16 protein-coding genes are annotated in these 21,410 nt (G+C 45.2%); 8 read left to right on the plus strand and 8 right to left on the minus strand.

What is annotated here, in order from left to right:
• Positions 1-44 precede the first annotated feature (44 nt).
• From D9Y29_RS04350 to D9Y29_RS26475, 4 genes are all read right to left on the minus strand, one after another.
• Positions 45-248 (minus strand): transposase, encoded by a 204-nt coding sequence (locus D9Y29_RS04350; protein ID WP_241237849.1) that lies wholly within the window; start codon positions 246-248, stop codon positions 45-47.
• 213 nt (positions 249-461) lie between these two features.
• Positions 462-791 carry a hypothetical protein gene (locus D9Y29_RS04355; RefSeq protein ID WP_127125372.1) on the minus strand — a complete coding sequence of 110 codons (330 nt, stop codon included), beginning with the start codon at positions 789-791 and terminating at the stop codon, positions 462-464.
• Between the two features lie 12 nt (positions 792-803).
• Complete coding sequence (locus D9Y29_RS04360) at positions 804-3,647, minus strand: RHS repeat domain-containing protein (protein ID WP_127125374.1); 2,844 nt, start codon at positions 3,645-3,647, stop codon at positions 804-806.
• A complete protein-coding gene (locus D9Y29_RS26475; RefSeq protein ID WP_164735255.1) occupies positions 3,634-3,840 on the minus strand; it encodes a hypothetical protein in 207 nt (68 codons plus the stop codon). Before D9Y29_RS26475 ends, D9Y29_RS04360 begins: the two co-directional genes overlap by 14 nt.
• Positions 3,841-4,336: 496 nt before the next feature.
• On the opposite strand from D9Y29_RS26475, the gene D9Y29_RS04365 reads away from it, so the two are divergent.
• A complete protein-coding gene (locus tag D9Y29_RS04365) occupies positions 4,337-5,152 on the plus strand; it encodes a hypothetical protein (RefSeq protein ID WP_127125376.1) in 816 nt (271 codons plus the stop codon).
• 533 nt (positions 5,153-5,685) lie between these two features.
• On the opposite strand, the gene D9Y29_RS04370 is transcribed toward D9Y29_RS04365, so the two are convergent.
• The gene (locus tag D9Y29_RS04370) at positions 5,686-6,870 is read right to left on the minus strand and encodes a TlpA disulfide reductase family protein (RefSeq protein ID WP_164735256.1); all 1,185 of its coding nucleotides are present in this window, start codon (positions 6,868-6,870) and stop codon (positions 5,686-5,688) included.
• Positions 6,871-7,112: 242 nt separating this feature from the next.
• Between D9Y29_RS04370 and D9Y29_RS04375 the strand changes: the two genes are divergently transcribed.
• On the plus strand, positions 7,113-7,529 hold the full coding sequence (locus D9Y29_RS04375; protein ID WP_127125380.1) for a hypothetical protein: 417 nt from the start codon (positions 7,113-7,115) through the stop codon (positions 7,527-7,529).
• 64 nt (positions 7,530-7,593) lie between these two features.
• Here D9Y29_RS04375 and D9Y29_RS26635 read toward each other — a convergent pair whose 3' ends face one another.
• The 3 genes from D9Y29_RS26635 to D9Y29_RS04390 all read right to left on the minus strand — a co-directional run bounded on the left by D9Y29_RS26635 (position 7,594) and on the right by D9Y29_RS04390 (position 10,640).
• Positions 7,594-7,944: a hypothetical protein gene (locus D9Y29_RS26635; protein ID WP_206513713.1), complete on the minus strand. Its 351-nt coding sequence runs from the start codon at positions 7,942-7,944 to the stop codon at positions 7,594-7,596.
• Positions 7,945-8,169: 225 nt separating this feature from the next.
• A complete protein-coding gene (locus D9Y29_RS04385) occupies positions 8,170-9,378 on the minus strand; it encodes a hypothetical protein (RefSeq protein ID WP_127125382.1) in 1,209 nt (402 codons plus the stop codon).
• 140 nt (positions 9,379-9,518) lie between these two features.
• Positions 9,519-10,640, minus strand: coding sequence for a TlpA disulfide reductase family protein (locus D9Y29_RS04390; protein WP_127125384.1), 1,122 nt, complete (start codon positions 10,638-10,640; stop codon positions 9,519-9,521).
• Between the two features lie 211 nt (positions 10,641-10,851).
• Here D9Y29_RS04390 and D9Y29_RS04395 point away from each other — a divergent pair, with 211 nt between their 5' ends.
• From D9Y29_RS04395 to D9Y29_RS04420, 6 genes are all read left to right on the plus strand, one after another.
• Entirely contained in the window at positions 10,852-11,436 is a 585-nt protein-coding gene (locus tag D9Y29_RS04395) for an RNA polymerase sigma factor (RefSeq protein ID WP_127125386.1), read from the plus strand.
• 122 nt (positions 11,437-11,558) lie between these two features.
• A complete protein-coding gene (locus tag D9Y29_RS04400) occupies positions 11,559-12,752 on the plus strand; it encodes a FecR family protein (RefSeq protein WP_127125388.1) in 1,194 nt (397 codons plus the stop codon).
• A 211-nt stretch (positions 12,753-12,963) separates the two neighbouring features.
• Positions 12,964-16,518 (plus strand): SusC/RagA family TonB-linked outer membrane protein, encoded by a 3,555-nt coding sequence (locus D9Y29_RS04405; RefSeq protein WP_164735257.1) that lies wholly within the window; start codon positions 12,964-12,966, stop codon positions 16,516-16,518.
• An 11-nt stretch (positions 16,519-16,529) separates the two neighbouring features.
• On the plus strand, positions 16,530-17,891 hold the full coding sequence (locus D9Y29_RS04410) for a RagB/SusD family nutrient uptake outer membrane protein (protein WP_127125392.1): 1,362 nt from the start codon (positions 16,530-16,532) through the stop codon (positions 17,889-17,891).
• A 142-nt stretch (positions 17,892-18,033) separates the two neighbouring features.
• Positions 18,034-18,951: an ABC transporter ATP-binding protein gene (locus D9Y29_RS04415; RefSeq protein WP_127125394.1), complete on the plus strand. Its 918-nt coding sequence runs from the start codon at positions 18,034-18,036 to the stop codon at positions 18,949-18,951.
• 24 nt (positions 18,952-18,975) lie between these two features.
• Entirely contained in the window at positions 18,976-21,285 is a 2,310-nt protein-coding gene (locus D9Y29_RS04420; protein WP_127125396.1) for a Gldg family protein, read from the plus strand.
• The last annotated feature ends 125 nt before the right edge of the window (positions 21,286-21,410 follow it).

Genomic DNA, 21,410 nt, shown 5'->3' on the forward strand with positions numbered 1-21,410 from the left:
ATCTCACTAACTGTGTAAGTTTCAAAAACCAGAGTTCGTAGGACCTATATCTTGATCCTGTTTTCAAAAATAGTTAAAAACTGATCGAGGACAATGCCCCAGTTTCTAATCGGCATTGTCCATTTTTTTGTTACCTCCCGCAAAGCCAGGTACACGGACTTAAGTACGGCGTCATCTGTAGGGAACGAGAGTTTGTTTTTCGTGTACTTCCTGATCTTGCCATTGAGGTTTTCAATCAGATTAGTCAACTATTACGGATCTTTTAGCATTTTCAAATCGCTCTTTTCTGGATCTGACCCAGAAAGTCGTTGAGTTACTGATCAGTCTTGAACTGCTTCAAAAAGTCGTCTGATAAAAAATCCTCTGGCTTCATATCTGTGTAAAGTTTAAAAGGAAAAAGTCGGAGCTCTTATGAACTCCGATTTTATATGTTTACACAGTTTTTGTTATAGTGTCAAGAACTAACCTCCATTATCAATTAATTCCGTCCAAAGATCTTTATAATTAAAGGAAAGTTCCCAACTCGGCTTTCCAAAACCAAGCAACAAAATAATCTTCACATTAAAACCATTATTAGTTTCAAGTATACTAATACTATTTACTTCTACTAGATCAAAGTCGCTTAAAGAATTTAGATTATCTATACTAATATTCGAAACATTGCTAAACCTTAAATCCCATTTTTTACCCCCAACCTCTTCTTCAATCACAATTTCGATGAGTCGTTGTTCGAAATCTAAATTAAGTTTAATCAATCCACTATCATGAAAATTTCTTATTCCAGAATTCATAGGTTAATTATTTTATGCACTACAGTTACAGCTCTCATTATATTCCTTTGTTTTTTGCTTATGCTCTTCAATTTTCCTTTGATAATTCTCTAAGTCTTTCTTATAATTCTCTAGCTTGTTAACCCGTTCGCCAATTTCTTTGATTTTCTTCCAGTCGCTTATACGCCAAATGCTTAATTTATCTCTTTCCCGGTTTAAGTCAAATATTTTTTCATTAGCAGTTTCAATTAATCCAGGTATTCTCATTATGAAATTTACACTAGCAGCAATGTGTGAAGGATGAGAACCTCTGGCAACAGGATTACCAGACTTATCTAAATACAGGTCTTTTTTCCCAGTACTATTAGGGTTATACCTATGCCAATGATTTTTTCCTTCCCATCCATTTTCTCCTTGTTTTCCTGGATCCCACCTAATCTTTTCCCCTGTTTCTTGGTTTTGATACTCTTTACTTCCACTCTTGTTCCTCGGATCAGTTACGTCATTCCATCCATCACCTAGCTCATCAGGTGAAGAAGGAGGGTTTGACCAATCAATCGCTGATTCAAACTTAAGAGGTTCTACAGGCAAACTAGGATAAGAAGGATTCAAACTTCCATTTGGAGCAGTAGGCACCTTTGGTATTACAGGAGGAGCAGGAATCGGAATTGATGGTGCTTTAGGCAACGTTAATGTTGGCCATCTAAATGTTGGCCCTAAATACCGAGGCAATGTTAACTCCAATCCTTCTAGCTCCAAGAACTGAACCACTTTGTTTTCCGCAAACGCATACGGGCTATTATAGGGATACTGAGACGCAATAGGATCTACACTCAAAAATCGTCCTAACCTTGGATCATGCACACGGTATTTGAAAGACACTGAATTTCCTTCTCCCTTTACTTCATTATCATTCTCCTTTCCATTAAACCCGTATCTGTAGTTCCCTAGCGACCATTTCCTACCAGGCATTTGCATACCAAAAGCATAATAGTCCGTCACAGAAAGTAGCTCAGCTCTAAAATAGTCATTTATCCCATTATTATCCTGATCAACCGCAATTTTCCTGTCGTTGATAGTAGCCAGCACATTACCCAGGTGATTGGTTAATTCATAAGTCCGTTCCCCTTCAACAAATGAATTAGGCCCGTTCTGCGGGTATTGCCAGTCATTAATTACGGTGATTTCGGGTGTCAATAAGCCCAACCTTTGACTTCCATACAAATGTTGTTCTGCCCAACTTAATGTTCCGCCTTGTCCACCACTACCGGAAGGAGCATTGTACTTATAAATTGCCAGGACGTTCCCCTGGGGATCACGAACATAATAAGATCGTTTTTCAGCATTGTTTGAACTCTTCCAGACTCTGTTTCCTGTTGCGTCATATTCGTATTGAATTACATTATTAGCTTTCTGAATGCTATTAATCTTTCCATACGGAGTCCATTTAACTTTTTGAAGTCCTTCAAAAACATCACTGATCAGATTGCCAATTTTATCATAAGCATAATTATCAACTGGCTGATCATCGATATCAACGTCAAAGGCCGAAGCCAAAACTTCATCGCCTACATGCCTGAGTTTATTATTCAATAAATTTCCCTTCGCATCTTTGTTATAATGATATGCAAGATCATCCATTTGTGTTGCGCCGTAACTATTGCGAAGGAAACTGAGAATATTCCCATTGGCATCGTAGGTGATTGCTTCTTTGTAATCATCAGTTTCACTTGTCTTATTCCATATTGACCCATGTTCTGTTGGCAATCCCGTATGCTGACGCATGGTCAACAGCCTGTTCAATTGATCATACCGATAAGTATATCCTTTGGCGGCACCAAGGATTTCCGGCGCCATATGCACGGTTGAATTGCTGATATTGCCATTGTATAAAGGCGCTCCGGTTCCTGCATATGGCGTTTGAGCAGGGAAAACCTCAGGCTCGAATTTTCTTGAAATTGCATTTGCGTCTTCCCCTCCTATTGGAACATAATCGCCATTGAAATACCCAAGTGTAAATGCCAGCTCATCCCGACTGAAGTTTTTCGCAGCGGAGACTGTGGTACCATCTCCTCCCATATCTTCTCCTGGAATCAGATCCTTTCCATTGATGGCTTTCAACCATCCACTCAATGTATAGGCATAATCGATACCCTGCACTTCATTTTTACCCAACTCTACTCTGGCAAGTGACCCATGCAGGTAATATGAATACCTGGCTTCGAGATTCCAGGTGCCGCCATCCCTGCTTGTCAATGCCTCTTTAATCCTATTATCTGCATCATATTCATATTTATAAAAGAACTGATCTCCCTTATCTTTCTGATAGGTAAGCATATTCACCTTGCCGCTGACCAGATCGAAATCATATTCCAGCTTTTTAATTCCAGTTGTATTATCGAGAGCTTTCAACTCGCCGATTTCCTGGTAGACAGTTTTGGCATTCCCAGAAATATCATAAGAAAAATAAGTTGCGTTTATTTTCTGCTCAGCTCTGGTTTCCCTGAAAATGCTTGCGGACACTCTATGCCGGAGGTTTTCCAATATGGCTCCTGCAGGGGCCTCAACAGGGACAGCATCATATACTGTTTGAGTAAGAGACCTGTCTGTACCCTGAGCATACCAGTTAGAAAGTTCTGTTTGATTGGAAAGATTGATAGTCGTAATATCAATTCCGGCAGTCTTCTCTCCTACCTCCCCGATCCTGCCCAAGGCATCATACTTTGTGAAAGAATATCTGTTAACTGGATCTGCAGGATCGGTCGGCACCTTTTGCTCACTGTTCTGTGAAGCCACTATCCTGCTTAATTTATCATACCAAAACTCCGAAGTGCCACCATCAGGAGAAACCTGTTTAATTACCTTATTCCAGATCATCTTCCGGAACCGTAGGCCCAGGAGCTATTTCCCAAGAGAATGGATAAGCTGGAGCACTTGTAGAATTGCTCAATGTAAGTTTCTTACCATCGAGATAAACAGTCCATTCAGCAGCTGTAAAATCAGTTGATTGAGCTACCAGATGACTCCAGGTCTGAAGTGGGATATGATCATGAATAGCTGCCTGGAACATATATTGTCCATTCGAAGTTACCAACTTGCCTGTCTGTAGTATTTTCTCCTGAATATAACCACATTTCAATCGACTTACTCGTCTGTGCATTCCAGAGATTACCAATGCTGGTTAGAGTAGCGAGCTTGTCAGTTGTAGTTGGAACTCCAGTACCGTCAACTGGCAAAAAAATTCAGCTTGTGTTTTTAACAATTTTCAAACAGCAATAGAATCTTTTGAGTGACGCTAAGTATTTCTGCTTAGTATCAAGGGCATGAAAAGAAGAAATCACGTATTGTGCAAAATTCATTCTCCTATGCAGCTCCCGATTATCCATCAAAATTTTCATCCTGTAAAAACGAATGGAAAGCTTAAACAAAAACATGTTCTATCAACGCTGTAACAGAAACCCGCAACCCCTTATTGCTACTACATTTTAACAACATCCGCTTATTCTTTCCTGTAAATTTATTCGTAGATTACAATCCATTTCCTTAATCATTAAAACCATTGTTCTATGGCTATCCAATCAGGCAAGATCCGCTTCACCGGCAGCATTGGTGATTTGATCGGCTACTATCGCAAAGGGGTACACTGTTTACGCAGCAGGCCATTGGAGGTGAAACAGACAGCCAATACGAAGCAGGCAGCTCACCGGTTTGGTATCGCCAGCAGAACGGGTAAAATGATAAGGCAGGCTTTCTCTCCTTACCTCTCAGGAAAACATGATGGAGATTGGGGTAACCGGCTCAATAAAATTCTGATTGGCCCGGGAATCGAAAAGCTTAAAGGCTATCGCTTCAATCAGCAGGCAGGTATTGCACAATTCCTGCAATCACCGGTATTGGGGCCGGATAATATCCTCCGCATTCCACAACTTCACAAGCCAGGTCACCGGAAGATCACTCATATAGAGATCAAAGTTATTGCAATCAGACTGGATACGGTTTCCGGACAGGTGACCAATACCGTTAGCCACAATTATATGCATGATCTGAAAAAAGAATTCAGAGGAATAGAATTCGATACCTCAGTCCCGGGTAATGGCACATTGATGATTGCCCTGCAGGTGAATCCTTACCAGCAAGCACTACCGCTCTACGACAAACGCTATCTTGCTACAGACCTGATAGCCGTATCAATGCCACCTGCACAAACAATCAGCAAGAAAAAGCGAAAACAAAAATCAGGGAAGCAGGCAACGTCCAAACCAACAATCCACCGGAAAGAAACAAAAACAACACAGCGCTTACCTGCTAAAGACCTGGTAAAGCCTGGTGCTCCAGGCAAACTTCACAATCACCCATCCCATTTGAAAAAGCAAAAAGAATAATAAAGCCCTGAGTTCCCTGGCAATATTTTTGATGCTATTTTTCGATAACAGACTTCTGAGCAATAGCTCCAGGCTGCTCATTGTCTTTCTCCGTGTTTTTGGATGATTTCTTTCCAAAATTCCATCTTCCTGTATCAGCTCTCAACATACAAACCGCGTAAACGCATATTTCATGCTATTAATAGCCGTATGATTCAGCTACCTTCTACTTATCAGCAACAGACCACCTCTTCACCGGCTAAACTCAGGATCAAGTCCACCTTTTCTCTACCTATTTCCTGACAATATTCATAATGTACTTAGTATGAGCTCCCAGTGTTCCCGCTTAGATAGCACTTAGACAATGGGGCTGACTATAAAGCTTCCCTCTTAGAATTTCGGGGAGCCCACTCGCTCGCCTCCCGGCGAGTGAGTTTTGTTTAGTCGCCTCCGGCGACGCGGTGTTCGCCGGAGGCGAACAAATAGAAGTCACTCGCCGGGAGGCGAGCGACTGCCAGCTCTCTGCCTTTTTGGTCGGTCCCCAATCCTGTAACTCACGCTCCCATCAGTTCCTTCAGCTTCGCATCGAGCTCCTCTTTAGATGGGTTGTGCAGAATGATCTTGCCTGCTTTATCCAGCAAAATATAACAAGGCAAATATGGTGTCATGTACATTGTTCCCACCCGTGAAGGCATGAACTTCTCCGGAAACTCATCAGCTACCTGCAACCAGGGCATCTTTTCTTCATCGAGTGCTTTGAACCAATCAGACCAGCGACTATCATTGGTGATGCCTACTATTTCAAAACCTTTTGGCTGATATTTCGCATAGGCTTCTTTCCAGTGTGGAATGGCTTTGCGACAAGGCACACACCAACTGGCCCAGAAATCGAGCATTACGTATTTGCCGCGCAGTGAAGACAAAGTGAACTGAGAACTGTCTCTTTTCAACAATGTAAAGTCAGGCGCCAGTTTGCCAGGCAGCAGTCCCTTCTTTCTTTCCAGGTCTTTAGACAGACTTTTGAAATAAACAGTGGATTGCGCAGGACCGCTATATTTTGAAATGGCTGATTCCAGATCAGCTGCAGTCATTGCTTCGTTGTACCTGTAATAATCGAATAGCAGGTATACGCTGGCAGCAGTAGTTGGGCTGGCGGTTGCAAAGCTATCGATGATCCTCTTCCTGGCAGCCATAGACAGATCACTAATGGAATCCAGCTGTTGCTTGATCTTATAACCTTCTTCTTTATTGGGAGCATTCTGGTATGCTTTTCCCAACTCAGCCTGGATAGCCTCATATTGTTTCAGTCCCGGATTGTTCTGGAAAGCCATATATTGATCATGATTAGCAGAGCCTGTTATCGTGAAATCCTTCAGCATAGCTCCTTTCGCGCCACCGTAAGCAAGATAATCATAATGCTGTGCGCCGGTAGTATCTGCCTTGATGATAATATTACTGTTTTCAAGAAAAAAGGAAAGTCCCCAGTTGCCTTCCCCGATTGTTATGGAAACCATCTCAGGGGCCGGGACCGTACCTTTCATGTGGAATGCGCCATTAGTCAGCGGTACGCTGTCCAGCACTTTACTGGAGCGGGTCTCTTCATCATAGGAAGTCAGTTTAACCAAACCGGTATCAACGCCTTTTATGTTCCCTTCGATGCTGTACCCCCGGGATTGTTTTGTTTCGCCGCAACTGGCCGCCAGCGCAGCCAGACAGAAAAGATAAAGCTGAGTTTTCATACTGCTGATTGTTTCGTTTTTTGTAGCAATTTCATTTTTATTATTTCTCCCCGGCATGGATGTACGAAGTGCTTAACAGCCGGATTCAATATAGTAACCGCTCGCATGGAAAAGGACTATCCGGATTTTCAGAAACAGTCGATTTTTCATTTACATTAACAACTCACATACAGAAAATTATCCTGATGATTTTAATGCGCACTACCTGATACTAATATTTTTAGTAATTTACATTGCTGATTATGGCGGTAGAATTGGAAGAAATCGCATTGTTCGGCTTCTTCAAGCTGAATAACCGGACAATACTGATCCAGGAAAATGATCTTGTAAATATTACAAAGCTTGCCAATGACCTAACCCCTATCCTCATTGACTCGCAAAAGCTGCAACGACTGGGTTTTCTCCGGCATCCGAATGGGATCTATTACCGGCAACAGGGTCCTGTTGAGTTCCTGCTTCGTCCTTTGAAAAATGGACATTGGGAATTCAGTATCGATGAGAGCAAAAGGATCAGGCTACTTACTTACATTCATCAATTACAAAGATTGTGGTTTGCATTGTTTGATGATCATCTTTTTATTCCACCACAGAGGTTAACGGGGAAGACAAAAAATAATTTGATAAACGCAGAATCGCAAAAGAAATCCCAATCAAAATAAATAAACAATTGAATATTCTCCATCAATTAAATATGCTTCAGGAAAATGAGTACAAGAGAACTGTTTATTCATTTGAATCCTGCTCGCGCATTGTGCGCATCGCATTTGCAAACCGAAGTACTGTACTATCATATAGCTCATGGCCGTACCCGTGTTTTTCATTAAGATCGTACAGCATGTTATACAATTTAAAAGGATTCTGACTTTCAGCCACCCATTTTACTAACAGGTCTACCATCTCGTTCATTACCGGCTGATAGGTCATGCGTCCATCACTGCCGCGAATACCGTTATTATCGGACTTCTTCTTGCCCAAATTGAGAAAAACGTTTTTCTCATCATAGATAATATCCCTGGCTTCTTTAAAGCTTTTCCCTTTAGGGAGATAGGTCATCATCACCTTTTGGATGCCCATGTAGTAAGCGTTGTATTTATCCCGGGGATTTTCAAATTGCTGCCCGATCAACTGTTGGAGTTCGTCTACTTCCTTTAGCTAGTACGTAGAGCTATCAAATTCCATTTGAATGCGGTTGTTTTCTTTGGACCGACGGAGCAACTCTTCACGTTCGGATTCATATTGTGCAGCTAACTGAGCACGCAACTCTTCCGGGGTCAATTCTTTTTTCTCTTCAGATATGGTTTAAATGGTTGAAATGGAGAAATTCTTTTTCAATCTAACTGCAATTTCATGAATTGTATCTTCTTTCCATGTTACTGGTTGTAACTTTTTCAGAGCAACGTCACTTTTAGGGATTTCATTTTTGAAAGCAGCCCAATAATTCTTGCCTGACAGCTGTTGTTCATAGAATTGATAAGCGTTGTAGATCAAAGCAGGATGCAAGTTTCGTTGTTGCGCAAAACGCTCAACATGGTACTTGCTATGAATTTGCCGCTTGATATACTCATATTCATCACGGCTGCAAAAATAATCCATTGCGAAAGCATTGGCATTCTCTTCTATCAGTAAAAGATCAGAACTTCCATCACCTGTCAGGTGAAATTTCCAGCCACTTATTACCTCCAGATCAAACAATACATGGTGCAACTCGTGCAATAGCGTAGTCCATAATGTAGGATAGCTTTTTCTGAAATCAGTAAGAACGATGCATGGTTTATCATGAACCAAAAAAGTAGCGCCGCGTACTTGTGTACCCGCTAACAGGTCTTGCGTTATCACGGTTACACCATGAGCGTACAGCGCTTTACACACAGTGAAAAGACCGCCATCAACATCCTGACAATAAGGTTTTGCTTTTGCTACTACATCCTTAACTCCCTGCCGGTCAAAAGGATTTGGATTGTTTATCATTTCAAACATCCGGTAAGCAGCATCGATCCAGAACTTCATCATCTTATCAAAAAACAATCGCTTTGTTTTACTGAATAAAGGAGTTTCCAACCTTTCTTCAAAAGCAGTCATTGAATCATAATCGAAAAACTGAAGTATGCGATCTATCGATTCAGTGGGGTCAGCTTTTTTTTCCAATAAACCCGCGGCCGAAAGTTTTTTTATATCGAAATGCCTGAGCAAAAAAGTAGCCTTGCGCGAACGATCCAGGGAAGCAATTGTTTCCCCCGATTGCTCCTTCATTACTGCCCCCACTGCTGCTTCAATGCTGATACCTAAAAACTCAGCCAGCTTCAATACATGAACAAGATTAGGCTGCCTGGCAGAACCATTCAGAATGTCTTCAAATACATCCTTATCGATAGCCAGCATTTTTAATGCATGGGATCTTGAAATTCCATATTCTTCCAATTTTTGCTCGAAAATTGTACGCAGATCAACGATAGAGGAATCTCCTCGAAGTACATTGGACAACAACTGATCTATACTGAAATCCGACATATTTTAGGGTAATTACCCTACTAAATTATACAAAGAAATGCTTCTACACAAAAAAAGAGGGTAATTGCCCTCTTTTACGCCACAACAAAAACAAAGGCTGCCTTTTCAGGCAGCCCCGTTCCTATAAAAACAAATTCATCTTAATTGATAAATTCTTTCAGCTTCTTACCTAACTCTTCACCTCTCAGATCTCTCGCTACGATCTTTCCATTAGGATCGATCAGCAGATTCGTAGGCACTGCGCGAACACCGTACTGTACAGCCACTGCATTCTGCCAGAACTTCAGATCAGATACATGGCTCCAGGTCAGCTGATCATCATCGATAGCTTTCAGCCAGTTTTCTTTTTTGTTGTCCAGGCTAACACCGAGGATAGTGAAATTTTTGTCTTTGAACTCATTGTAGGTTTTCACTACGTTGGGGTTCTCAGCGCGACAGGGGCCACACCAGCTTGCCCAGAAATCAACCAGTACATATTTACCACGGAAATCAGAAAGCTTCACGGGTTTGTCGTTCTGATCATTCTGGGTGAAGTCCGGAGCCATAACTCCTATTGCAGTTTTCTTGGCGATATCGATACGCTCAGCGAATTCCTTACCAGCTTTGGAAGCTCTCAGGTCAGCAGAGAGCGCATTGAATTTAGGTTCGATCTCAGCAGGATCGAAATTGGCGCCCGCCAGCTCACTCATGGCAGCAAGACTAAAGAAAGAACCTGGGTTCTTTTTGATATACTCGCCCTGGAGTTTTTCTTTCTCTTCCTGTGCAGGTTTTTGTTTCGCGATCAGTCCATTTACAAAAGAAGTGTCCTGTTGCTTTTCGCGAGGAGCGCCATAATATTCCTTGTTGATGGATTCCAGAACGGCATCAGGACCAGACAGGAATTTCTTGTAACCCAGGTAAGCGTCGTGAACAGGAGAACCTTTCACGGTTGCATTTTTAACAGAATCTTTTGCTTCTACTGTTACGTTCCCTTTCTCTACATACACTACGATCATGTCCATCATCCTTTTCATACCCTCACCGGTATGATCAACAATGAGCCTTGCGCCTGTGGGGCCGCCCAATGTTCCTTTGAATTCAAAAGCGCCTCCTTTGAATATAGCGGAGTCGAGAACGTTATTGCCATTTTCCCTGTAGTTCAGATAGATCTTGGCCGGAGCTTCCAGTTTGCCCACTTTACCCTTGATGGTAAAAGCGGGGTCCTGTTGAGCAAAGACTGCGGCGGGTGCAGCCAGCAGTAATGCGGAAATGATTGTTTTCATTCTGTAGTTTTTTTAAAAATTCAGGACTGCCAATTTAAGGCCAAAGATGGTTTATTTGCGGCAGAATAGTACGAACGGTCAATAGTTAACCACCGGAAGCCTTTCCAGCTACATAAAAGCATTGTTAAAGCCATACCGTTCTCATAATTATAGGAAATACATCTTTATTTATCCTTAATTTCGGCGTTGACCCAATCCGTACAAGAAAAGTTTGCAGGAAAACAATACAAATAGAGACCTTGAACTATTTGCCCTCATTGCTGATGGCGATGAGGCCGCATTTGAACAATTGTATAACCTCTACCTGCCTGAGCTTTACCCGGTAATTTTCAGTATCGTGAAATCAGAACTGCTGGTGAAGGACATCATCCAGGAACTTTTCCTTTACCTCTGGATGGACCGCGAAAAACTTAAAGGCGTTGACCATCCCCGCAACTGGATCTTTAAGATCGCTTACAACCGCTCTTATTCCTGGCTCAAAAAACAGATCGTGCGCGAACGCGCCGCACAGCAAATGAGTACACAGGAAACAGTAAATGCCACAGAAGAAGCCGTTCAGTTTTCTGAAGCTTCAAGGCTGGTGCTCGCCGCCATCAATGAGCTTCCTCCAAAATCACAGCAGATCTATCGTCTTAGTCGTGAAGCCGGCCTGAAACCCGCTGCCATCGCGGACCAGCTGGGCATGGATGTACAGGCCGTAAAGAACTCCCTTTACCGCTCCGGAAAAACGCTCAAAGCTGCGCTGGCCACCAGGGGCATTGTGGTGCCCATCGCCCTTCTCCTCTCCCGCTTATGATTTTTTTTCAGATCGATGATTACTTTTTGAAAGCACAGCGTACGTATGTACATTAAACCATCCTCATTATTAAATACCATTTTGTGGAAACGTCAAACAGGCTTGAATATTTATTAACCCGAATGGAGCAGCATACTGCTTCCGAAGAAGAATGCCAGGAACTGATAAACCTTATCAACAGTGATGAAACAGGGACTGTGATCGAAAGCATCAATGCTTTCCATGCAGCCAGGCCGGTGCTGGAACCCAGGCCAGACCTGCAAAGCAGCTCCTGGAAAGAAGGCATCCACGAGGTGCTGCAAGCTTACAAAACCCGTGAAAACACAATACCGGATGCGGCGCACACTGGCCGGCTCCGTTCGCTGAAAAGGATCAGTTGGGCCGCAGCGGCCGTGATTGTCCTTACAGCAGGTGCTTATTTTTTCCTTACCATTAACAAGGGAACACCTACCACCGTTGAGCCGGAAGCGATGGCTGCAAAGCCCATCCTTCCCGGCACTAACGGCGCCACACTCACGCTGGCAGATGGAACTCAGGTTTCGCTTGACAGTTCCCGCGATGGCATAGTGGCTTCACAGCAAGGCGCCAATGCCATGCTCGCAAACGGACAATTGAGCTACGCCGGCGGCAAGGCTTCATCAGAGCTGGTCTACAATACACTCAGCACTCCCAAGGGCCGTCAGTTCCATATGACGATGGCCGATGGCTCCAGGATCTGGCTGAATGCAGGCAGCTCCATCCGTTTCCCTGCCGTGTTCGGCAGCAACGAAAGAAAAGTGTACATCACAGGTGAAGTATATTTTGAAGTGGCGCGCAACCAGGCAAGCCCGTTCATCGTGAGTGTGAACAACCGCGCAGGCATCGAAGTGCTGGGCACCAGCTTCAACGTGAACGCTTACGAGAACGAAGAACAGATGAATACAACCCTGATCGATGGCAGCGTGAAAGTCTCTGCCGGTGCAACCAATCAGCCAAATGGCTCAACTGTAGTATTGAAACCAGGTCAGCAGGCCAGGATCAGCAACAGCGGAAACACAGCATCAGCAGGCATTTCATTGATCAACGATGTGGACCTGGATAAAGCCGTGGCCTGGAAGAACGGTTATTTCAATTTCGGTAAAGCCAGCCTGAGAGAAGTGATGCGCCAACTGGAAAGATGGTACGATATAGAAGTGGTGTACGAAAAAGATGTGCCCAATCCACAATTCATCGGGAAAATGACAAGGAATATCAGCCTTCAGGATCTCTTCCAGATCCTCGAAAGCTCGGAAGTGAATTTCAGGATTGAAGGAAAAAAAGTAATTGTAACTAAATAAACTTTTAGATCTGTAAGGTCACTAAAAAGCCGCCTTAGTCTGGTCCACTAAAGCGGCGGAGTCTGGTGATCTGTATTTCGGCTTTCACGAATTAAATAACCAAACAATGCAATGTAAGGAAAAAGCACTAAACCCCTGCCCGGTGCTGGCAGGCGGGACTGGTCCCCGCTGCCGGGCATTCCAGCTAAACCCTGGAAAAAAAATCTGGTTAATGATGAAATTGACGATGTTTTTCATGCTGGCAGCCGCTCTAACGGTGTCTGCCACTACAAAATCACAGACAGTTTCCTTGTCGGGGAAAAACCTTCCCCTGCTCTCTGTTTTCAATATTGTGGAAAAGCAAACAGGCTACGTACTGTTCGCCAACCAGAGCGTATTTGAAAACTCGCGCACTGTATCACTGGATGTGAAGAACATGCCCCTGGACGCATTCCTGAAACAGGTGCTGAAAGACCAGCCCATCGATTTCTTCATCAAAGACAAAACGATTGTGCTGAAGAAGAAAACGATCACCGGAAAACCGGAGCCGATCAATTTATTTCCTCCCGCTCCGGACCCTGTTACCGGTAAAATAACTGATTCCACAGGCGCTCCATTGGTTGGCGCAACAGTGAGCATCCGGGGTAAAGAAGTGAAATCGATGACGGACAATAACGGTCAGTTCACCATCAACGCTGAAGATGGCGATGTACTGCAGATCACATATGTGGGCTATGAACAACTCACTTATCGTCTCAAAGCAGGCACCCGCTCCATATCCTTGATGATGGCGCCCAAAGTGACCGGCGAAACGGAAGTAGTGGTTACCGCCTTCTCAACCGGATATCAAAGCATCCCAAAAGAACGCGCTACCGGTTCATTTGAGCAGATCGATAACAAACTCCTCAACAGAACTACCGGCGCCAATATCCTCTCCAGGCTCGAAGGCATTGCCAATGGCGTACAATTCGTAACACCAGGCTCCAATGATCCTGCCAATATCAGGGTTCGCGGTTTGTCTACCATCGAAGCCAATTCCCGTCCACTGATCGTGATCGATAATTTCCCATACGAAGGGAACTACTCCACCAGGTCTGGTACCGACTTCAGCAATCGTGTTGACCTCAGCTTCATCAATCCAAATGATGTAGAAAATATTACCATCCTGAAAGACGCAGCAGCAGCCTCTATCTGGGGTGCGCGCGCAGCAAACGGAGTTATAGTGATCACCACTAAAAAAGGAAGGTTCAATCAGAAAGCTAAGATCACTGTCAACTCCACCACCACCATCGGAGATATCCCGGACCTGATGTACGACAGGAACAGGCTCCCTTCCGCCACTATCATGGAGATCGAGAAATACAGGTTTGAAAATACTTCCATCTATGATCCCAATTCCACTGACAGGAAAGTGATCCCGGAATACGCTTACCTGTTGCAACAATTGCAAGATGGAAAAATAAACCAGGCAACTTTCGATGCAGAAGAAGCAAGATTGAAAAATACCGAGGTAAGGAACGATATCGAAAAATACCTGATGCAACGCTCCATACTCCAGCAATATTCTTTCAATGTAAGAGGCGGCAGTCAGAACTACAACTACTACCTATCTGCCGGATACGACAGGAACCGTTCTACGAATATCGGTGACCGTGATGACCGATTCAATATCAGTATGAACAACAGTTTCATCCCGGTGAGGAACCTGACACTGCAGGCAGGCATCGCATACTCTCATGCCAACAGGTACAACAATGGCGTTACCACAGGCGATCTGAGCGGCGCTAATTATATGGGCCTCTCCCCTTACATGCGCCTGGTTGATGAACAGGGTAATGCTGCTTCCGTTGTAAAAGACCTAAGCCAGTATTATAAAGATGAACAAATGGCAGGAGGATTGATGGACTGGAATTTTCGCCCCGTAGATGAGATCGATCTCCGCAAACGCACAGCAAAAGGACAGGAGCTTCGTCTCAACGCTTCCGTCAATTATCGCTTCCTCAACCGCTTCGATCTGAATGTTCAATACCAGAATACAACGGGTTCCAACAGTAGTTCCAATCACTATTATAAAGAAAGCTACTTTGTAAGGAACTATGTAAACAGGTTCACTTTACCAGATGGTACACAACAAATCCCGTATGGTGATATCTTTATCGAAGGCAATCCTTACAAAACACATTCAAACACTTTCAGAAGCCAGCTGAACTATAGTGAGAAATTCGGAAGCGACCATTCCGTGTCTGCACTGGCTGGTGCTGAAATCAGGGAAATGGTGCGCGAAAGCAGCCCGGGATTCTATCTCTACGGCTATGACCCCACCACCATGTATGGGAAACTTACAGAGCTGGACATTCTCACTCCAAAACCAGTAAGACCCGGTGGCACACAAATGATCCCAAGCCAGTTCCCGATTGAACAAGGACTGTCCAAATACACAGACCGTTTTCTCAGCTACTACACCAATGCCAGCTATACTTACAAGAACAGGTATACCTTGAGTGGTTCTGCACGCTGGGATGGTTCCAACCTCTTTGGCGTTAAAACCAACCAGAAATGGACACCACTCTGGTCTGTGGGTGGTAAATGGGATATCGATCGTGAAGATTTCTACCATAGCAGCTGGGTCCCCGGGCTTACACTCCGCGCCACTTATGGTATTGCTGGTAATGTCACCAACCTCCTGAGCAGGTATCCTGCCGGTAACCTGCTGAGCCAGGGCAGTACTTCCAACCTGCCTTATATCAGGCTCGGCACCGTGGGTAATCCTTCCCTCCGCTGGGAACAGGTGAACACACTCAACCTGGCAGTGGATTTCACGTTGAAGAACAACCGAATCAGTGGCAGCATTGAATACTATGCAAAAAAATCAAGCGACCTGATCGGAGATGATTACCTGGCGCCCAGTTCAGGTATCATTACCACCCCCGGCGGCACTGCTGGCAACAGCAAGAAAGTGAACTATGCCAATATGAAAACGGAAGGTTTCGATTTCAGGATCAATACCAAGAACCTGGTTGGTGAATTGAGCTGGAACAGCACCATCTTACTCAGTACCGTGAAGAACGAAGTCACCAACGTATTTGTAAATCCCGGCAGAAGAACACAGGAATATTTCGGTGGTTCAGCTGCAGTGCCTCCTGTAACAGGTGTAAGCAGGGATATGATCTATGCTACGCCATGGCTCGGCCTCGATCCCCAAACCGGTATGCCAATTATGTACCTGAATGGAGAGAAGTCTGTCGACTACACCAAATACATCAACACCATGAAGAAGGAAGACCTGGTGAATGCAGGTGTTGCGGTACCTACCATGTTCGGATCACTTCGCAATGATCTTACCTGGAAGAACCTGAGCCTCTCTTTCCTGATCACCTGGAAAACAGGACATGTATTCCGCAGGAACTCCATCGCTTCCGGCGCGGAATACAATGGCACTTACCATATGGACTATTTCAAGAGATGGCAGAAACCCGGAGATGAGCTCACCACCTATGTTCCGGCATATGCCAATGCTGTGAATACAGGTCTGAACACATTCTACAATTTCAACAATGTACTCATCACCAAAGGAGATGTGGTCCGCCTGCAGGATATCAGCCTCTCCTATGCGCTTACGAAATTCAATATTCCCCGCCTGCCGGTGGAGCGTATCAATATCGTGGCCAACGTGAGGAATGTGGGCATGCTCTGGAAAGCCAATGATTTCGGCATCGATCCGGACTTCGCCAATGCACAGTATGTAACTCCACGCACTTTTGCGCTGGGCTTTCAATTTGACTTTTAAAACTGTTCACAATGAGACTCAAATCATATAGCGTACTGATTGCTGCATCCCTGGCATTCAGCAATTGTGGAAAAGATTTCCTGGAGGAGAAAAGGGACTCTAAAGAAGTGATCGTTCGCACCATCGCGGACTACCAGGCGGTGCTGGACAATTTCACGGTTGTGAATACAGCCGCTGCCATCGGGCTGAACCTCACATCAGCTGCCGAGTATGTGCTTTCTGATAAGGACATCAATACCTGGAAAGGGCAACTCCCTTACGAAGTCAATTCCTATCTCTGGGAAAAAGAAATATGGGAAACCCGGGAATCGCTGGACTGGAATAATTCCTACCATCGTATCCTGCTGGCCAACCTGGCGCTCGATGTAGAAAAAACATCGCCGGCCAATGCTGCAGAAAAAACAGTATATGATAACGTAAAAGGACAAGCGCGTTTCATCCGCGCCTACTCTTATTACCAGCTGGCACAGCTGTTCTGCAAACCCTATGATGCTGCTACAGCATCATCCGACCCCGGTGTTCCGCTGAAAACTGACTACGATGTAAAAGTAGTGATGCCTACCAGGTCTACTGTGGCTGAACTGTATGCAATGATCATCAAAGACCTGGAAGAAGCGCTGCCACTGCTTCCCGAGAAACCAGTGCATACGGCACGCCCGGGTAAGGCAGCGGTAGCAACTCTTCTCGCTAAAGTTCATATGCAGATGGGTAACTGGGATAAAGTATTCCAGTATGCAGATCAGGCGCTGAAGATCCATAGCGTGCTCCTGGATTTCTATCCCATCATGGGTCAGGCAATGTTCAAGGCCGACTACGGCGTCTCGGTTCCTGAGATCTTTTTCTGGGCGCAGGGAGCCAAACCAAGTTCCACCTTCGCAGGAATGGTGGTAAGCCCGGAAGTGCTGGCCCTGTATGAAGCCGACGATTACAGAAGAACGCTCTATTTCAATGCTGCGGGAGGTTTCAAAGGCTCTTTTGCCGGATTGTATGCGATCTTCAGCGGCTACACATCTGCCGAACTCTACCTGATCCGCGCAGAAGCGAATGTGAGAAAAGGACAGATGTCCCTTGCCATGGATGATCTGAATGAACTGCGCAAATACAGGTTCCCGGATACCAAACCAGCGCTAAATATCACTGACGAGACCGAAGCCCTGCAATTCATCATGGAAGAACGTATTCGTGAATTGTATTTCAGAGGTACAAGATGGGAGGATCTGCGCAGGTTCAATAAAGATCCGCGTTTCGCCACTACGCTTACGCATACATTCGAGGGAAAAACCTACTCATTGCCTCCCAATGATATCAGGTATACATTACCGTTACCGGACAACGAGATCCAGCTAAACAATTATCCCCAAAACCCAAGATAATCAGAGTGCCGCCAGTCGCTCGCCTCTGGCGAGTGACTTCTATTTAGTCGCCTCCGGCGACGCTGTGTTCGCCGGAGGCGAACAAATACCGGTCACTCGCCAGAGGCGAGCGACTGGCCGGACCTCTGATAAAATTTATTTCATGAGCGATAATATTGTAAGGATTGAGCACCTCAGTCACCGCTACTCGCGTGCCTGGGCCATCCAGGATATCAATTTGCAGATCCACAGGAAAGGTATTCTCGGACTGCTCGGTTCCAACGGAGCCGGCAAATCCACCACTATGAATATCCTTTGTGGCGTACTCAACCAGACTGAAGGGAATGTGATCATTTGCGGTATCGATATGCGAAAGCATCCAAAGGAAGCAAAGAAACAGATCGGTTTCCTGCCACAGCATCCACCGCTCCACCTGGAGCTCACCATTCATGAATACCTCACTCATTGCGCGCACCTCCGCAGGATCCCGCGCAATATGGTAAAGCAGGCCGTGGAAGAAGTAAAAACAAAATGCGGTGTAGCACATTTCAGCGACCGGCTGCTGAAGAACCTCTCCGGTGGCTATCGCCAGCGCGTGGGCATTGCACAGGCCATCATCCACAAACCACAGTTGGTAGTATTGGACGAGCCCACCAATGGCCTGGACCCCAACCAGATCCTGGAAGTACGCAAGCTCATCCGCGAGATCGCAGAAGAACGCGCCGTGATCTTCTCCACGCATATCCTCAGTGAAGTACAGGTACTCTGCCGTGATATTGTGATGATCGAAAAAGGAAAGATCGTTTTTGCCGATACCATGGAAGCCTTCAACAATTATATCGAGCCCAACGGAGTGCAGGTATGGTTCAGCAAGATGCCTTCAAAAGAAGCGCTGTTGCAGATCCCCGGTGTAAAGGAGGCAGTGATACAATCTGAAAACAGCGCCAGGCTGGTGATAGACAGGAACCCTGCCATCTGCGAAACCATCATAGAAGTGAGCGTGGAAAAAGGATGGAAGATGAGAGAGATCGGCCTGGAAAAAAGCTCTCTCGATGATATTTTTAAACAATTGTCTTCTTAGCGGGCAGCAAATCTCAACTTATTTATGCGTGTTTCTTTAAGGATCGCTAAACAGGAATTAGCATCACTCTTCTACTCACCCATCGCCTGGTTCATCCTCGTGATCTTCACCGTACAGTTCGGTATTGCCTTCACCGGCAAAATGGAAATGTATGTGTCTTACAAGAACCTTGGGTACAATACATTCAATCTTACCGATTATATTTTCACGAACGGACAAACACCGGGATTGCTTCTCACTGTGCAGAGCCAGCTCTATCTTTTCATTCCCCTCATCACGATGGGACTGATCAGTCGCGAGATCAGCAGCGGTTCCATCAAGCTGCTTCAATCCTCACCTATCAGTGTGGCCGAGATCGTATTCGGAAAATACCTGGGCATCATGGCCTACGCATTGCTACTCATCCTGCTGCTGCTGGCCTATGTTGTTACAGCATCTTTTTTCATTCCCAACTTCGAAATGTCATGGATGCTCAGTGGTATCCTCGGCATATTCCTGTTGCTGAGCGCTTATGCGGCTATCGGACTTTTTCTCTCCAGTCTTACTGCCTACCAGGTAGTGGCTGCATTGAGCACACTGGCCGTGCTTACATTTTTACATTATATCGGCAGCCTCTGGCAGGATATCGATTTTGTTCGCCATATCACTTATTTTCTTTCCGTAAGTGGAAAAGCAGACAGCCTGATCTATGGACTGATCCGAAGTAAAGACATTGTTTATTTCCTTGTAGTGATCTCACTTTTCCTCGGACTTACCATGCTGAAACTTCAATCAGGCAGGGAAAGCAGGTCTTTTACCTTCACGGCAAGCCGTTACCTGTTGCTTATTGCTGTTTGCATAGGTATCGGTTATATCAGTGCGTTACCTAAGTATACCGCTTACCGGGATACCACTTCACAACATATCCGAACGCTGCATCCCATCAGCCAGGAAGTGATGAAGAATTTGAAAGAACCACTGGAGATCACTACGTACGTGAACCTGCTGGACAAGGATTACAATATAGGCGCAAAAAAACAACGCAATAATGATCTCGCGCGTTTCGAACAGTACCAGCGCTTTCATCCTGAACTGAAGATGAACTACGTGTACTATTACGATACCACCGATAACAAATCGCTTTTCACCAACAAGATCAATAATGGCCTCGACCTGAAAGCAGTGGCCGAAAACGTAGCTGAATCCAATAAGCTCGATATCCGTGATTTCCTCACTCCGCAGGAAATCCGCAAACAGATCAGCCTGAAAGAAGAAGGCAACCGTTTTGTGCGCGTATTGAAAAGCGGAGAAAAGAAAACCTGGCTCAGGCTGTACAATGATTTCTTCAAACATCCCGGCGAGCCTAATATCGTGGTGGCTGTGAAGCTGCTTGAAGAAGGCCCTTCCCGCATCGCATTCGTTACCGGCAATGATCTCCGGAGCATCAAAGACAATAGCGACCGTGGCTATCGCGCAAGCACAAGCGAAAAAACGCAGCGGAATACGCTCGTCAACAACGGCTTCGAGCCGGTAAGTGTAGATCTTGAACAGGCAGAGATACCCAATAATATAGACGCTCTCGTGATAGCAGACCCGCGCAGCGCCTTTTCTCCGGAAGAACTGGCAAAGATCAAAACGTATATAGACAATGGTGGCAACCTGCTGGTAACGGCCGAAGGCGAGTTCCAGGAATACCTGAAACCTGTTCTCGAACCGATGGGCATCCATTTTCTCAAAGGCACTGTTGCACAGATAAATGACGGCATGGCGCCCAATATCGTGTACAGCTATTTCAGCAAGGATGCTGGTATCCTTGGCGCTGAATTCAATAACAAGTGGAAGGACTCCACTTTCAAGGTGGTAATGCATGGCGCCGGCGCGATGGAATACAGTCCCGCCGGTGATTTCAAGGCCATCCCATTACTGGGAACGCATACTGACAAGAGTTTCCTGAAAGCGAAAAAAATAGAACCCGATTCGCTTCGCCTGGCATTCAATGCCGCTGAAGGTGATCTGAATATTCCCGTAAATACTGCCATTGCACTGACCCGTACGGTAAATGGAAAACAGCAAAAGATTGCTGTGACCTCCGATGCTGATTTCATCAGCAACCTGGAGCTGAGCACATTCAGGAAAACCGGGGGAAACAAGAATACACAATTCTACAACGGACTGTTCAACTGGTTCAGTAACGGGAAATATCCTGTTGTGATCCCCGCGAAAGATCCGGTAGACAATGATATCACACTCACGGCAAAAGGAGTGAACTGGCTGAAGGTAATCTACCTGTATGGCCTGCCCGCAGTGATCTTATTCGGTGGCATATTACTGCTGTTCTTCCGAAGAAGGAAATAATCAGGGTGCCGGCAGTCGCTCGCCTCCCGGCGAGTGACTTTTGTTTAGTCGCCTCCGGCGACGCGGTGTTCGCCGGAGGCGAACAAATACAAGTCACTCGCCGGGAGGCGAGCGACTGCCGGCAC

Origin of the sequence: Pseudoflavitalea rhizosphaerae, from assembly GCF_003991355.1 — a bacterium.
GTDB lineage: Bacteria > Bacteroidota > Bacteroidia > Chitinophagales > Chitinophagaceae > Pseudobacter > Pseudobacter rhizosphaerae.

Excerpts from the sequence above, each read along its gene's own strand:
- D9Y29_RS04355 (WP_127125372.1), bottom strand. The coding sequence starts at position 791 with ATGAATTCTGGAATAAGAAATTTTCATGATAGTGGATTGATTAAACTT.
- D9Y29_RS04360 (WP_127125374.1), bottom strand. The coding sequence starts at position 3,647 with ATGATCTGGAATAAGGTAATTAAACAGGTTTCTCCTGATGGTGGCACT.
- D9Y29_RS26475 (WP_164735255.1), bottom strand. The coding sequence starts at position 3,840 with ATGTTCCAGGCAGCTATTCATGATCATATCCCACTTCAGACCTGGAGT.
- D9Y29_RS04365 (WP_127125376.1), top strand. The coding sequence starts at position 4,337 with ATGGCTATCCAATCAGGCAAGATCCGCTTCACCGGCAGCATTGGTGAT.
- D9Y29_RS04370 (WP_164735256.1), bottom strand. The coding sequence starts at position 6,870 with ATGAAAACTCAGCTTTATCTTTTCTGTCTGGCTGCGCTGGCGGCCAGT.
- D9Y29_RS04375 (WP_127125380.1), top strand. The coding sequence starts at position 7,113 with ATGGCGGTAGAATTGGAAGAAATCGCATTGTTCGGCTTCTTCAAGCTG.
- D9Y29_RS26635 (WP_206513713.1), bottom strand. The coding sequence starts at position 7,944 with ATGGGCATCCAAAAGGTGATGATGACCTATCTCCCTAAAGGGAAAAGC.
- D9Y29_RS04385 (WP_127125382.1), bottom strand. The coding sequence starts at position 9,378 with ATGTCGGATTTCAGTATAGATCAGTTGTTGTCCAATGTACTTCGAGGA.
- D9Y29_RS04390 (WP_127125384.1), bottom strand. The coding sequence starts at position 10,640 with ATGAAAACAATCATTTCCGCATTACTGCTGGCTGCACCCGCCGCAGTC.
- D9Y29_RS04400 (WP_127125388.1), top strand. The coding sequence starts at position 11,559 with ATGGAGCAGCATACTGCTTCCGAAGAAGAATGCCAGGAACTGATAAAC.
- D9Y29_RS04405 (WP_164735257.1), top strand. The coding sequence starts at position 12,964 with ATGATGAAATTGACGATGTTTTTCATGCTGGCAGCCGCTCTAACGGTG.
- D9Y29_RS04410 (WP_127125392.1), top strand. The coding sequence starts at position 16,530 with ATGAGACTCAAATCATATAGCGTACTGATTGCTGCATCCCTGGCATTC.
- D9Y29_RS04415 (WP_127125394.1), top strand. The coding sequence starts at position 18,034 with ATGAGCGATAATATTGTAAGGATTGAGCACCTCAGTCACCGCTACTCG.
- D9Y29_RS04420 (WP_127125396.1), top strand. The coding sequence starts at position 18,976 with ATGCGTGTTTCTTTAAGGATCGCTAAACAGGAATTAGCATCACTCTTC.